This is a genomic window from Janthinobacterium sp. HH104 (assembly GCF_001758715.1).
GTDB classification, from domain to species: Bacteria; Pseudomonadota; Gammaproteobacteria; order Burkholderiales; family Burkholderiaceae_D; genus Janthinobacterium; species Janthinobacterium aestuarii.
On the sequence record NZ_LRIB01000034.1, the window covers coordinates 185,450 to 198,840 of the forward strand.

The window sequence follows — 13,391 nt, forward strand, 5'->3', positions numbered from 1 at the left end:
GGCGTTTTGCCACAACTACCTGCCAGCGGCTAATTCGTGCACTGTTTCGCCACGCCTTCGGCCGGCGCAGGCGCCTCGATCAGCGGCATCAGGCTTGGCGCCAAGGACACCAGCAATTGCACGGGCAAGGCGCTCGTGAAGTCGTAGTTCTTCGATTCCGGTCCGCGCACATACGCCGTCATGCTGCCGTAGAAGCGCTCGCCGATATTGAACACGAACGTGGCGGAACGGTTCACATAGCGCGACTCGATCAGGCGGCCACCGGCGCCATACACGTCGAAGCGCTGGTCGCCCGTACCCGTCTTGCCGCCCATGGGGATCGGCACGCCGTCGGCGCCGACAAACGCCGTCTTCGCCCGTTTCGCCGTGCCGTCCGACACCACTTCGCGGATGGCCTTGGCGACGGCGCGTGCCACGTCCGGTGACAACACTTGCTCCGCTTCCACCTTGCTGCCCCGCTTGACCATCGTGTCGTACGGCGTGTTGGCGGCGAAATGCATGGAATCGATGCGCACGCTCGGTTTGCGCACACCGTCGTTGATGATGATGCCCATCAGCTCGGCCAGCGCGGCGGGACGGTCGGCCGACGCGCCCAGGGTCGTCGCATACGACGGCACGAGCGAATCGAACGGATAGCCCATCTTCTTCCACTGGCGGTGGATTTCCAGGAAACCTTCCACTTCCAGCAAGTTGGCGATGCGGCGGTCCTGCGCATGCTTGCGGTGCGTATTGAACAGCCATTTATACACTTCCTGGCGTTCCTTCTCGCTGGCCGCCACCATCTGCGACAAGGTGGAACCTTCATGCTGGCGCAGATACGCCACCATCCACAATTCCAGCGGATGCACGTTGGCAAGATAGCCGCGGTCGGCCAAGGACCAGTTTTCCATCGCGTACTGCTGGTACATCTTGGCCACGCGCTCGGGCGGTACTTCGTTTTGCGACGTCAGGTTGGCGTTGAGGAAATCGCCGAACTCCGCCACGGTCCCTTTTGGATTGACGGTGCGGAAGATATTCGCCAGGCGCACGGGTGTCGGGCGGATGCTGGCTAGCAGGATCTTTTCCTGCTCGTCAACGCTCTTGCCGCGGTACTTCTGGTAGAAGCGGTGCAGGAATTCTCGCCCTTCCTTGTCGGCAAACCGGCTCAGGTACTGGGCCCGGCGCGGATCGTCGGCGTCCGCCAGCAGCGAGGCCGAGGAATCGGGGCGCGAAAACATGTAGTAGCGGGCCACGTCGCGCATCAGGCGTACGAACACCAGGTTGGTCGACTGGCGCAGCGCCTGCTGCACCGTCATGATGCGGCTGTCGTCGAGCTTGGAGAAGTTGCCGAAATGGTGCAAGCCGCCGCCCGTGAAGAAGCCTTCGCCCGGGTTGCCCGAATATTTGCGCTCCATGGCGGCCGCCAGCATGGCGGGCAAGTTGCGCGCCTCGCCCATTGCCAACGGTTTCAGATAGGCAATCGCCCACTGCGACAGCATGTCCTTCGGATCGACGGCGATCTTGCCCAGCTCGGCGGCGCCCATGCCGCTGTAGCGCTGGTGCAGCTGGTCGATGATGTCCATATACGTGACCAGGGTGCGCAGCTTGGCCGTGGAACCCAAGTCCAGCTTGGCGCCCTCGTTGATGTCGAGCGGCTGGTCGTAGTTATCGGTCTGCACGCGCAGCAAGTTGGCCTGGTCGCCCTTTTGCAGCAAGGTAAAGCTGTAGACGACATTGGCCGGGTCGCCATTGCCCAGCATGCCCTTGCCCGTCAGGCCGGCCGCTTTCGCCACTTCCGGGTCGCGCAGCTCGCGCAAGACCTTGGTGACGGCGTTTTGCGCCTGCGCGTCGAGCGTGCTGACCACTTTCAGGTCGAGGCGGTCGAGGTTGTACAGGCGCGGATCACCGAGCATGCTGGCCAGGTGATTGCGCACGGCATTCGAGGCCTTGCGCGTGACAAACGAGGTCGACGCTTCCGATTGCACGCCCGAGGCCGTCGACGGACGCAGCTTTTCGGCGATGGCCGCATCGCGCAGCTGCGGCGAAATCACGCCCGCTTGCGCCAGCAGACGCAGATGGCTGTTGGTCAATTCTTCCAGGTCGGCACCGCCGGCCACCAGGTAATGCGAAGGACGGCGCTGCGCGATCAGCAAACTCAGCGCCTGCTTGTAGGCCAGCGCGCTGCCCGGCTGGTCCATCTTACCTTTGAGCAAAGTTTTCACTTCGGCAAATGGACGGCCATACCAGACCCACATGCCGTCGCCGATGCCGTTGACTTCGCCAAAACCGCTCTTTGCCGACAGCGGCACGGTGTTCAGGTAATTGACGACGATCTTGCGCCGCGCTTCCATGGTGTTTTCGCCATCCTGGTACGAGCGCAGGCTGGCCGAAATCATCTGCAGCAGCTTGTCCTGCATGGAACTGGTGCGGCCATCTTCCGAATGCCGGTATTTTTCAATCTGCGTGGCCAGGGTGCTGCCGCCGCCACTGCGGTGGCCGCCGAACAGGTTCAGCGCCTTGTCGAGGACAGCCTTGCTCAGGCGGTCCCATTCCACAGCCGGGTTACGCTCGGGCGTGCCCGGGTCGAGCAATTCGCGGTTTTCGATGAACAGCAGGCTTTGCACGAGCGCGAGCGGCGCTTCAGCAAAGCCGTCGAACATGCGCTCGGGATAGCTGGCCGCGAACAGAGGCGCGGCGCGGCAATCGAGGATGGTCAGTCCGGCGCGGTTTTTCTCGTGATACGTGGCAAAGATGCCCCGGTCGACCAGTTGCACCATCTTCGGCGACATGCGCGCCTGCGCCGTGACGGCATAGTCGCGCGCGTTGAGCTTGGTGATGAAGTCCGGCAGGCTGGCATAGCCAAGGCGCTCGTCGTAGGGCCCATGCTGCGGATAGCGGATGGCGCCCGCCGGTGCGGGGCCAGGCTCGACCTTGAACGCCAGCTGGCGGTCCAGGCGCGTGAAAAACTCCGCCTGCAGGGCCGACGTGCGCACTTCGCGCATGACGAACCACGCCACGCCGGCGATCAGCGCCAGCACGATGATGGCAAAGATGGGCCAGATGCGCGAACGGCGCTTCTTCGGCGGACTCGCCGGCGGCGCCTCGGCGCCCGTGTCGGGGAGTGGATCAGAAGGGGGCCGCTCGTGCGCGGCCAGATTGACGCCTGTGTCTTTCATGGGATGCTGGGGTAAGGTTGGGTTTGGACGGCGCGGGAAATGCGGTAGCGATACCGCTCCGCGCGGGATAAGACGAGGGCCAGCCAGGGCCGGTCACAACAAAGCTTGCTTAACATGATGTCCATACCGGTGAATCAAAAAAACACGCTACTGCACAGGCAGGCGACCCCGCGTTTGACACGCAAGGCCCCTGTTCACCATTCCACCACATCGGCATGAAAACGACTGACGAGCGCACACAAAAATCTTGCTTCATTGAAGATTTTCGCAAAAAAACAACGTCTTGGAATGTACGCTTGCGTACATAGATGCAAAGCGGGCTGAGCGCCAGCGAAAAAGCCGCCGGCGCCGGGCTGGCTGCGTCTCAGATGGTGGTGTATTCCGCCTGCAAGGTATCGAGCGCGGCGCACATCTGCGCAAAGGCGGCCTCGGCCTGCGCGGGCTCACCCTTGACGCCCAGTTCGATATGCCGGCGCGTCTGCGCATCGCCCACGCTGGGCAGGCTGAACACCTTGATCAGCGGGAACTCCGCTTCCAGGCGCACCATCAGCGGCGTGAGCAGCGATTCGGCCGTTTCGTACACGAGCAAGGCGTGTTCCGCATGCGGCACCTGGTTGAACAGGTGCGCATAATGCGTGTCGAGCACCCATTCGATCATGGGCCAGGACATGACGGGAAAGCCGGGCACGAAATAATGCTCGCGCACGGCAAAGCCCGCAATCTTGTTGTACGGATTCGGAATCAGCTCGGCGCCTTCGACAAATTCCGCCATTTTCAGGCGGTGCAGGTTTTCCGGCGAGTTCAAATCGGCCGGCACGCCCGCCTCTTCACCCATTTCCGTGATCCGTTGCTGGATATTGAGCTTGCCCTGCGGATGCAGCACCAGCGGCAAACCCAGCGCATCGGCCGCCGCCTGGCGCGTATGGTCGTCCGGCGTGGCGCCGATGCCGCCAAAGCTGAAGACGATGTCACCGCTGGCAAAGCTGCGTTTGAGCAAGGCGACCAGGCGGGCCGGTTCGTCGCCCACGTATTCCGCCCAGCTCAGCTGCAAGCCCCGCGCCTTGAGCATGCTTACCACTTTCGGAAAATGCTGGTCCGTGCGCTTGCCCGACAGGATTTCGTCGCCAATGATGATCAATCCGATAGCCATGAAGCTTCCTCGTAGAATTCGATAAAAATACTCAAGCGTCCGCCGGCGCCACGTCGGTCATGCCGCGTACGCCCCGCAAACGCGACAGTGCTTCCAAGCAGTAATACTGGAACCACAGACCCGTAAAGATAAAGATCAGCACATACAGCCAGATGGCGAACGCCGCCAGGAAGGGGAAGAACACCACGGCCATCACGCCGCCCATCCACAGCATGCCCGGCACGGCGCCGGCCGCGCCCGATACCATGCCGATGGCCAGCAAGGGCCAGCGCTGCGTGCGCATGATGGCATGGCGCTCTTCCGCGCTGGCGTAATCGGCCATGGCGTCATACGCCATCACGCGGTAGGTCAGCCAGCCCCACAGCACGGCTTGCCCCACCAGCGCGGCCGGCGGAAACGCGTACAGGGGCAGCATGATGACCCAGGCGATGATGAACAGCAAGAACGTGGCCAGCGAAGTGGCGACGCTGCCGAGCAGGCTGCCGCCATGCTTCTTGTCCAGTTGCGGAAAGTGCCGCCCGCCCACATGGCGGCCGATGGCCGGCATGGCGAACAGGCCCATGAAGATCAGCGCCGTCAGGATCATCAGCGGCAGCAGCATGAACATGGCGATCAACGGCACGATCACGGCTTTCAGCATGCCCAGGCCGAAGGTGGACAGCACCTGCCCGCTGGTGCGGAAGAAATCGTATTGCGTAAACAGCGCATGCAGGCTGTCGATCAGCGGCTGCAAGCCCACATACAGCAGTCCTCCCCACAGCACCAGCGAGAGGATGAACGGCGCCACGCTCAGCAGCAATATCCTGCCGTGCAATTGCGACAGCAAGGCGCGGCCATACGAATTCAACACATTACGCATCAACGGCGTCCTTTTCGTTTGATTCTTGCAAATTCCACCATACGGCGCAGGCCCAGCCATTGCTGCTGCCAGAAGCCGCGGCCATAGTCGCGTCCCGGCCGGCCCATGCCCTTGCTGTCGATGCGGGCCAGCTGGTCGCGCACGCCCGTGCGCGCATAGCCGGCCGAGAAATTCGCGGTGCCCAGCAGCATATCCCAAATTGGCAAGACCACGCCGAAGTTGCAGCCGCCCATGCTGCCCTTGCCTTTCGACTCATGCCCCACGCCGATCGCATGGTGTGTACGGTGGAAACGGGGCGAGATCAACAGCCGCTCGCCGATGCGGCCGAAGTGTATCCTCACATTCGCGTGCTGCAAGCTTTGCAGAATGCGCGAAACCGACACCAGCAGCACGTACTGGCCCGGCGGCACGCCGATGCCGAGCGCCACCAGCGCCATCACCACGTCGCGCAGGAAGTCATCGAGCAGGTGGTTGCGGTCATCGCTCCACAAATTCATGTTTTGCTGGCTGTGATGCAGGCTGTGCAAGCCCCACCACCAGCCGAAATGGTGCGAAGCCCGGTGGTAGCAATAGTCGACGAAGTCCAGTATCACAAAATAAATGATAAAACTGAGCAAGGGACTGATGCCGGGCAACAGCGATTCAAGGTTCAAGGGGTGGATGTCATCGAAACGCAAGGCGCCCGCCAGCGCATCCATCAGCGGATCGAGCGTGAAGAAGACCACGACAGAAAACAGGCCGATCCGGTGCAGCACCGTGTAGATAAAATCGTTCCAGCGGGCGCGCGGGTCGGTGATCTTTTGCGCGGGAATCAGGGCTTCGAGCGGGCGCAGCACGAGAAACAGCAGCACCAGTTCGCACAGGCCGATCAGCAGCCACTCCGTGCCTTCGAACGCTTCTTCCGTGAATTCGCCAAAGCCCAGGTGATAGACGAGGGGATTGACCACCGTCTGGAACAGCCAGCCTTGCGCCACGCCAAAGGCGTCGACCACCGTATCGATGACGGGCGTGACGAAGCCGAGGATGTCGGCGGCCATCATGGCTGGCCCTTCTTCTGCGCGTAGGCAGGGTGCTCGCGCAGGGTGGCAAAGCAGAAACCCTTGTCTTGCAGGCCGGAAATCAAAGCATCGAGGTTGGCCGGTGCCCACGCATCCTTGCGCGACCAGATGCCCATGTGCGAAATGAAGATGTCGCCGCTGCGCAAGTTCGCCAGCGATTTCTTCAGCAGCATGGCGTTCGGATACCTGTCGCTGGGCAGCTCATCGCCGGAATACCCCGCCGGCGCCCAGCCCGCGTGCTGGTAGCCGCAAGCGCTGCCGGCCGCCAGGGTACGCGGCGACGTGTAGCCGCCCGGCGCGCGCCAGAATGGGTCGAGCTTGTGGCCGGTCAGTTCCTGGAAGCGCGTATCGACACGGCGCAATTCCTCGCAGAACTGTTTATCGCTAAACGACGCCAGTTTGCCGCCGTCCTTGCCGAACTGAGGCTTAACCTGAATCAAGCCGTTGGCCAGATCCTTCTTCCAGTACACATGGTCAAACGTATGCGTACCGAACGCATGGCCTTCGGCGACCCGGGCTTTCCAGTACGGCGCCCACGAGGCATCGAGCGAATAATCGCCGCGCGTGGTCTTTTCGTTGGCAAGGAAAAACGTGGCTTTGATATGACGCTTGTTGAGCACGTCGGCGATCAGTTGCGCTTGCGACTGGCTGCCTGTGTCGAACGTCATATAGATCGTGCCCTTGCAGGCGGCCGGCGCTGAAGATGCGGCTGGGACCGGTGCTGCAGGTGCCGGTGTGGCGGCATACGCGGGGGACAGCATGGCGCTGGCGCACAGCAGCATGGCGGACACGCGGCCCGCAGGAATCAGGTGTTTCATCATCACACCCGCCATCACATGCGCGGCGAGTGGGTGGCGAAATACACGCCATGGGGCGAGCGGCCCACCGGTATGGTCTTGATGACCTTGCGCGTGGTCAGGTCGATCACGGCCACTTTCTTGATCCAGCGCAGGGTCACCCACATGGTCTTGCCATCGGGCGTGATTTCCATGCAGTCCGGACCGCCCGGCACATTGATGGTGCCCACGTTTTCAAGGGTTTGCTGGTCGATGATGTTGATGGTGTTCGATACGCGGTTCGAGACGAACGTCATGCGGTTGTCACCGAGCGCGCGGAAATTATGCGTACCGGCGCCCGCCTTGATGCGCTTGACGGTCTTTTGCGTGCGCCAGTCGATCACTTCCACGTAATCGCTGCCCATGATGCCGACCAGCAAATGCTTGCCATCGGGCGTCATCGTGATACCGGCCGGCGCGGGGCCGACAGGCATGGTCCATTTGACGGTTTGCGTGGCCAGGTCGATGGCGCTGACCTGGTTGCTGCCCTGCTGCGTGATGAAGGCCATGGTGCTGTCGGCCGTGAACGCCATGTGGCTGGGCAGTTTCGGCAGCGGGATGCGCTTGGCCAGGGTCAGGTTCTTGCCGTCGTAGCGGTACAGGTCGATGCGGTCCAGGCGCAGCGAATTCGAAATGAACCATTTCTGGTCCGGCGAAAAGCCGATCTGGTAAGGATCGAGGATGTTGCTGATGCGGCGCTGGATCTGGCCCGAGACAGGATCGAGGAAAATGAGCTCGTTGCCGACGGAACTGGCGACGATCAGCGACTTGCCGTCCGGCGTTTCCATCAGATGGTGCGGTTCCTTGCCGACGGCAAAGGTGGACAGGGGAGCATAGGTTTTCTGGTCCAGCAGTTGCACCGTAGCATCACGGGAATTGAGTACCACCACCACTTCGGCTTGCGCCGTCGATATTGCGGAAACCAGGCACAGCGAGGAAAAAACAAGGCGGCGTAGACTGCGGAACATGGAAGAAATCACTGTTAAATACAAAACATGCATTTTACGTGGAACACTGTATTTATTGTGTGAAATCCCCCCTTAAATACAACCGGCAGCCACACATCGGCGTAATTTCCGGTTTTCGCTTGCGCCGGGCCTGGAATGGCGCTTTGCAACTCATTGCTCTACAATCTGAAGCTTTCATCGCCTACACAAGGATTATCATGACCACCACCACTACCGCTTCCGGCCTGCAATACATCGATACCGTCGTTGGCGAAGGCGCTGAAGCGCAAGCCGGCAACAATGTTGTCGTGCATTACACGGGCTGGCTGCAAAACGACGACGGCAGCGCCGGTTCGAAATTTGACTCGAGCAAGGACCGCAACGATCCATTCGAATTCCCGCTGGGCGCAGGCCGCGTCATCCAGGGTTGGGACGAAGGCGTGCAAGGCATGAAAGTGGGCGGCAAGCGCCAGCTGATCATCCCTGCGGCACTGGGCTATGGCGCACGCGGCGCCGGCGGCGTGATTCCACCGAACGCCACCCTGATTTTCGACGTCGAACTGCTGGGCGTATAAGAAGCTGAAGGCTGCGTTCCAAGGACCGTGCCAGACGCCGCCACTGATCACTCAGCGGCGGCGTTTTTGTTTTGAGGGTGTCCTCTAATGCACGGCGCGCTTTTTTCACTATGATGTCAGGCACTGCAGCACGCACGGTGGCCACTCCGCCGGGCCTGCCGCACTTTTCCAGCGATTCCATCAGCACACAGGAGCCATCATGAGTTTACAAGAGCAATTCGAACAAGCGCAGCTCGATTCCAAGACCCTGTCCGAGCGTCCGGACAATATGACCTTGTTGAAAATCTACGCCTTGTTCAAGCAAGCGTCGAGCGGCGACGCCACGGGCGAGCGTCCTGGCATGACCGACTTCGTCAACCGTGCCAAGTTCGACGCCTGGGCGGCCCTGACCGGCACCTCGAAGGAAGATGCGCAGCAACAATACATCGACCTGATCGAAGACTTGAAGGACTGATCGTCCCTCCCTGCCCCGGCGCCTGCCGGGGCAGTATAATTTCTGCATGACACCATCACCGAATTCCCTGGTTTCCCTGGCCCATGCCGCCGACCTGCCCCGCTTGTTCGATGTCTGGCACCTGTCCGTACGCGCCACCCACGATTTCCTTGCCGATAGCGATATCGCCTTCCTGATGCCTTTCGTCCGCGACGAGCTGGCCAGGGTGACGGCCGAACGCCTGCTGCACGTGCTGCGCGCCGATGACGGCGTCGCCTATGCCTTCCTGTGCGTCGAGCACGCCAAGATCGAGATGCTGTTCGTACATCCCGACCAGCGCGGCAGCGGCGCCGGCCGCGCGCTCGTGCGGCACGCCATCGCGGCCCTGGGCGCCACGGCTGTCGATGTCAACGAACACAACACGCAAGCGCATGGCTTTTACCTCCACCAGGGCTTTATCGGGGAAAGCCGCTCCGAACGCGACCCGTTCGGCAAGCCTTTCCCCATTTTGCCCCTGAAACTGGCCGAAAACGGCTAAAAACTCACCAAAAACCACCAAAACAGGCCGTTAACGCAAAAGTGGCTACCAAAATGGTAGCCACTTTTTCATGTTGAAACGGCGCTAGAACTTACTTTTTCGCCGCTGCCAGCGCTTGCGCGATCCAGCCGTCAAACTTTTGCTGGTGGAACTTGATCCAGCCAGCCGTATGGCGCGCGATATCGGCTTGCGTGTTTTCGCCACGGCGCATGCGTTCGTTCTGCGCATTGATGTCGGCCACGGGCAATTGCATCACTTCGAACAGCTTGGCCGCGGCCGGGTTTTTCTCGGCCCAGGCCTTGTTGGACACGATGCGCGCCGTGTTGACGGCAAAGCCGTAATCGCTGCCATTGTCCAGACGCGTGTTTACTTTCTCCGGATTGGCCGAGAATGGCACTTTCAGCCAGACCACGTCCTTGCCCGGGACCAGCACGCCGCTGACCCAGTACGGCGTCCACGTGTAGTACAAAATCGGTTCGCCACGCTTGTAGCGGCCCATGGTGTCGGCGATCAGGGCCGCATAGCTGCCCTGCACGTGCGTCACCGTTTCGCGCAATTTGTACGCATCCATGTGATTCTCGATCAGCGCTTCGCAGCCCCAGCCGGGGTTGCAGCCCGTCAAGTCGGCCTTGCCGTCGCCGTCGTGATCGAACAGCTTAGCCAGGTTCGGGTCGCGCAACTGGTCGATATTCGTGATGTTGTACTTCTCGGCAGTCGCCTTGTCGATCAGATAACCTTGCGCGGCAGGGCCGGCGTATTGGCCCGTGCGCAACAGCTTGGCGTCGCCGCCCGCATTGTTATAGAAATCCTTGTGCATCGGGTCCCAGTGCACGGCCATGAAGGTGGCGTCGCCGTTGGCAATGGCGATATGCGCGGTCGGATACTCCACTTCCTTGATCGGCTGCACTTCGTAGCCAAGCTTTTCCAGCGCCTTGTCGACCAGCATGGTCTGGAAGGTTTCTTCCGCGATCGAGCTTTGCAGCGCCTGCACCTTGATGCCCTTGCCGGGCAGCGCATCGGCGGGCGCGGCCGGCGTCTGCGCCATGGCCAGGCTCGTGGTCAGGGCCATGGCGGCGATCGCCAGGGCGGAAAACAGCTGGAACTTGCGTTGCGATTTTTGCGTCTCTTTAAAATGTGCGATTTGATGCATGTAAATCCTTTCTTATTGTGCGTTGGCCAGCGTAGCTTGCTGTGCAACATTATTTTTCTCCGTGTTGCCGCGCACCAGGCGCAGCACGAAACCGGCAGGACCCGTCTGGTACCAGTGGCGCACGCCACGGCGTGGCTGGCCCATCGCTTGCGTCAAGCGGTCCAGGGTAATGGCCAGCAGCACGATACCGAGGCCACCGACGGTTGCCAGTCCCATGTCCAGGCGGCCGATGCCGCGCAATACCATCTGGCCCAGGCCACCGACGGCGATCATCGAGGCGATCACGACCATCGACAGCGACAGCATCAGCGACTGGTTGATACCGGCCATGATCGATGGCATGGCCAGCGGAAACTGCACGCGCGTCAGCAACTGCCACGGCGAGGCGCCATAGGCGCGGGCCGCTTCGATCAGGTCGGGACGCACCTGGCGGATGCCGAGGTTGGTCAGACGCACGAGCGGCGGCAGGGCAAAGATGATTGTCACGATCACGCCTGGCGCATTACCGATACCAAACAGCATCACCACCGGCACCAGATAGACGAAGGCGGGCGTCGTCTGCATGGCGTCCAGCAAAGGGCGCAGGATATTCTGCGCGCGGTCGCTGCTGGCCAGGAAAATACCGAGCGGCAAACCGATGGCCAGACAGAAGGCCAAGGAGGTGAGCACCAGCGACAAGGTCGTCATGGCTTCCGGCCAGATGCCCAGCATCGATACGACCAGCAGCGCCAGCACGGTGCCGATGGCCAAGGTGCGGCTGGTAAATTGCCAAGCCAGCAAGCCGATGATGGCGATGACCGTCAGCGACGGGGCCGCCAGGAGCACGCCTTCCACGCCGGACAGCACGCTGTCGATCGGCGCGCGCACGGCCTGGAAGAAAGGACGGAAATGGGCGACAACCCAGCCCAGGCCCTGGTTGATCCAGCTTTCCAGCGGCAGCGAGCCGTCGAAAATCTGCGTCAGGTGAAAACCGGAGGCCGCGTGTTCCGGCTGTACGGCCGGTCCGGCCGCATCCAGCCAGGACGTGTCGCCCGGCGGCGTCAGCGCCCAGGGATTGATTTGCGCGGCCGGCTGTTCAACAACAGCTTCTACTGTGGAAACGGTGCTTGGATTCATGCTTGTCCTTTCTGTTGTTGTTCGGCAATGGCTGGCGTATCGCGGTCGAGGAACTTCAGCAAGGTCGTCTTGCTGATGGCGCCGCGGAAACTGCCGTCATCGGCCACCACTGGGACGGCGTAAGGCAGTTGCGCCACCTGGCCGAACAGGCCGGCGACTGGCTCGTCTGCATTGATGGTCTGCACGTCAGGCAGATAGGCATGCGCCAGGCCCAGCGGGCCCACATGGCCGTCGAGCGCACTGCGCAGCGAATCGGCCGACACGACGCCGAGGAACTTGCGCTGCGGATTGACGACGTAGGCAAACGCGCGATCCTGCTCTTCCAGCATCGACAGCGCGGCGCGCGAGCCGCGGCTCGGCGACTCGGACACGACGATCTGGCTCTTGCGGGCAATATCGCTGGCCTTAAACACGGCCGCAGCATCGACGCCGCGCACGAAGTTGCGCACGTAATCGTTGGCCGGTTTGCGCAGGATTTCTTCCGGCGTGCCCACTTGCACCACGTGGCCGTCTTTCATGATGGCAACGCGGTCGCCGATGCGCATGGCTTCATCGAGGTCATGCGAAATGAAGACGATGGTGCGGCGCTTGATTTGCTGCAAACGCAGCAGTTCCGATTGCATTTCCGTACGGATGATCGGATCGAGCGCGGAAAACGCTTCATCCATCAGCAGGATCGACGGATCGCAAGCCAGCGCACGGGCCAGGCCCACGCGCTGCTGCATGCCGCCCGACAATTCGTCGGGATAGCTGGCGGCGTAGCCGTCCAGGCCCACTTGTTCCAGCGCTTGCTGGGCCAGCGCATGACGCTCAGGCTTGGGCATGCCGGCCAGTTCCATGCCGAAGGCAGTGTTGTCGAGCACGGTAATTTGCGGCAGCAGCGCGAACGACTGGAACACCATACTGATGTCCTTGCGGCGCAGGGCGCGCAGCTGGGCATCCGGCAAGGTATTGATGTCGTTGCCGTCGATCAGGATGCGGCCGGCCGTCGGTTCGATCAAACGGTTCAGCATGCGCACCAGGGTCGACTTGCCCGAACCGGACAGGCCCATGATGACGAAGATCTCGCCCGCTTCAATGGTAAAGGTGGCGTCGAAAACGCCGATGGTGCAATCGGTCTTGGCCAGGATGTCCTGCTTGCTGGCGCCTTGATGAACGAGTTCAAGTGCTTCTTCTGGCTTGTCGCCGAACACTTTGAACACATGGTCGATAATGATTTGTTTTGCCACGATGTGGTTCTCCCTCGATTTGACGAATGGAATGAAACCCAGCAAGCCTGCTAGCTTGCGGCGGGAATCAACAAACCCTGTTGCGTCGGCTACGCCACGGCGCAAAAAGCGCACGGGAGCGACAGGAAACAGGGGGTGACACGCGTGTGACCAGCGGATGGCCAAGGCCGGTGCCGGGGTGCCGTGTGCGTGCTAAAAGAGGCTGTGGTTCAGGACTTTTAACAACGCTAGCGCCATGCAAATACATGGCACCAAATGTATTTGACCGAAAAAAAATCGACCAAGCTACTTTTAACTGGATGCGGGTGTAAAACCCGAAGAATTATTCACCACTGAGCGAGTGGA

12 protein-coding genes are annotated in these 13,391 nt (G+C 61.3%); 3 read left to right on the forward strand and 9 right to left on the reverse strand.

The genetic code is table 11. The features are described from left to right. Positions 1–29 precede the first annotated feature (29 nt). From JAB6_RS14325 to JAB6_RS14350, 6 genes are all read right to left on the reverse strand, one after another. Positions 30–3,155 carry a transglycosylase domain-containing protein gene (locus tag JAB6_RS14325; RefSeq protein WP_070303351.1) on the reverse strand — a complete coding sequence of 1,042 codons (3,126 nt, stop codon included), beginning with the start codon at positions 3,153–3,155 and terminating at the stop codon, positions 30–32. A 364-nt stretch (positions 3,156–3,519) separates the two neighbouring features. After that, positions 3,520–4,305: a molybdopterin-binding protein gene (locus tag JAB6_RS14330; protein ID WP_034760254.1), complete on the reverse strand. Its 786-nt coding sequence runs from the start codon at positions 4,303–4,305 to the stop codon at positions 3,520–3,522. Positions 4,306–4,336: 31 nt separating this feature from the next. Beyond that, positions 4,337–5,164, reverse strand: coding sequence for an EI24 domain-containing protein (locus tag JAB6_RS14335; protein ID WP_070303352.1), 828 nt, complete (start codon positions 5,162–5,164; stop codon positions 4,337–4,339). Continuing rightward, complete coding sequence (locus tag JAB6_RS14340; RefSeq protein WP_070303450.1) at positions 5,164–6,201, reverse strand: sterol desaturase family protein; 1,038 nt, start codon at positions 6,199–6,201, stop codon at positions 5,164–5,166. The genes JAB6_RS14335 and JAB6_RS14340 overlap by 1 nt, the downstream gene beginning before the upstream one ends. After that, positions 6,201–7,040 carry a polysaccharide deacetylase family protein gene (locus JAB6_RS14345; protein ID WP_051992123.1) on the reverse strand — a complete coding sequence of 280 codons (840 nt, stop codon included), beginning with the start codon at positions 7,038–7,040 and terminating at the stop codon, positions 6,201–6,203. The genes JAB6_RS14340 and JAB6_RS14345 overlap by 1 nt, the downstream gene beginning before the upstream one ends. A gap of 14 nt (positions 7,041–7,054) precedes the next feature. After that, positions 7,055–8,026, reverse strand: coding sequence for a beta-propeller fold lactonase family protein (locus JAB6_RS14350; protein ID WP_034760259.1), 972 nt, complete (start codon positions 8,024–8,026; stop codon positions 7,055–7,057). 197 nt (positions 8,027–8,223) lie between these two features. Here JAB6_RS14350 and JAB6_RS14355 point away from each other — a divergent pair, with 197 nt between their 5' ends. From JAB6_RS14355 to JAB6_RS14365, 3 genes are all read left to right on the forward strand, one after another. After that, positions 8,224–8,580 carry an FKBP-type peptidyl-prolyl cis-trans isomerase gene (locus JAB6_RS14355; RefSeq protein WP_034760263.1) on the forward strand — a complete coding sequence of 119 codons (357 nt, stop codon included), beginning with the start codon at positions 8,224–8,226 and terminating at the stop codon, positions 8,578–8,580. 199 nt (positions 8,581–8,779) lie between these two features. After that, a complete protein-coding gene (locus JAB6_RS14360) occupies positions 8,780–9,034 on the forward strand; it encodes an acyl-CoA-binding protein (protein WP_070303353.1) in 255 nt (84 codons plus the stop codon). 46 nt (positions 9,035–9,080) lie between these two features. After that, positions 9,081–9,551: a GNAT family N-acetyltransferase gene (locus tag JAB6_RS14365; protein ID WP_083292725.1), complete on the forward strand. Its 471-nt coding sequence runs from the start codon at positions 9,081–9,083 to the stop codon at positions 9,549–9,551. 91 nt (positions 9,552–9,642) lie between these two features. On the opposite strand, the gene proX is transcribed toward JAB6_RS14365, so the two are convergent. From proX to proV, 3 genes are read right to left on the reverse strand one after another with little or no spacing between them, the layout of a single operon-like run. After that, on the reverse strand, positions 9,643–10,701 hold the full coding sequence (proX, locus tag JAB6_RS14370) for a glycine betaine/L-proline ABC transporter substrate-binding protein ProX (protein ID WP_070303354.1): 1,059 nt from the start codon (positions 10,699–10,701) through the stop codon (positions 9,643–9,645). 12 nt (positions 10,702–10,713) lie between these two features. After that, positions 10,714–11,817 (reverse strand): glycine betaine/L-proline ABC transporter permease ProW, encoded by a 1,104-nt coding sequence (gene proW, locus JAB6_RS14375; protein WP_070303355.1) that lies wholly within the window; start codon positions 11,815–11,817, stop codon positions 10,714–10,716. Continuing rightward, a complete protein-coding gene (gene proV, locus JAB6_RS14380; protein WP_070303452.1) occupies positions 11,814–13,046 on the reverse strand; it encodes a glycine betaine/L-proline ABC transporter ATP-binding protein ProV in 1,233 nt (410 codons plus the stop codon). The genes proW and proV overlap by 4 nt, the downstream gene beginning before the upstream one ends. Positions 13,047–13,391 lie beyond the last annotated feature (345 nt).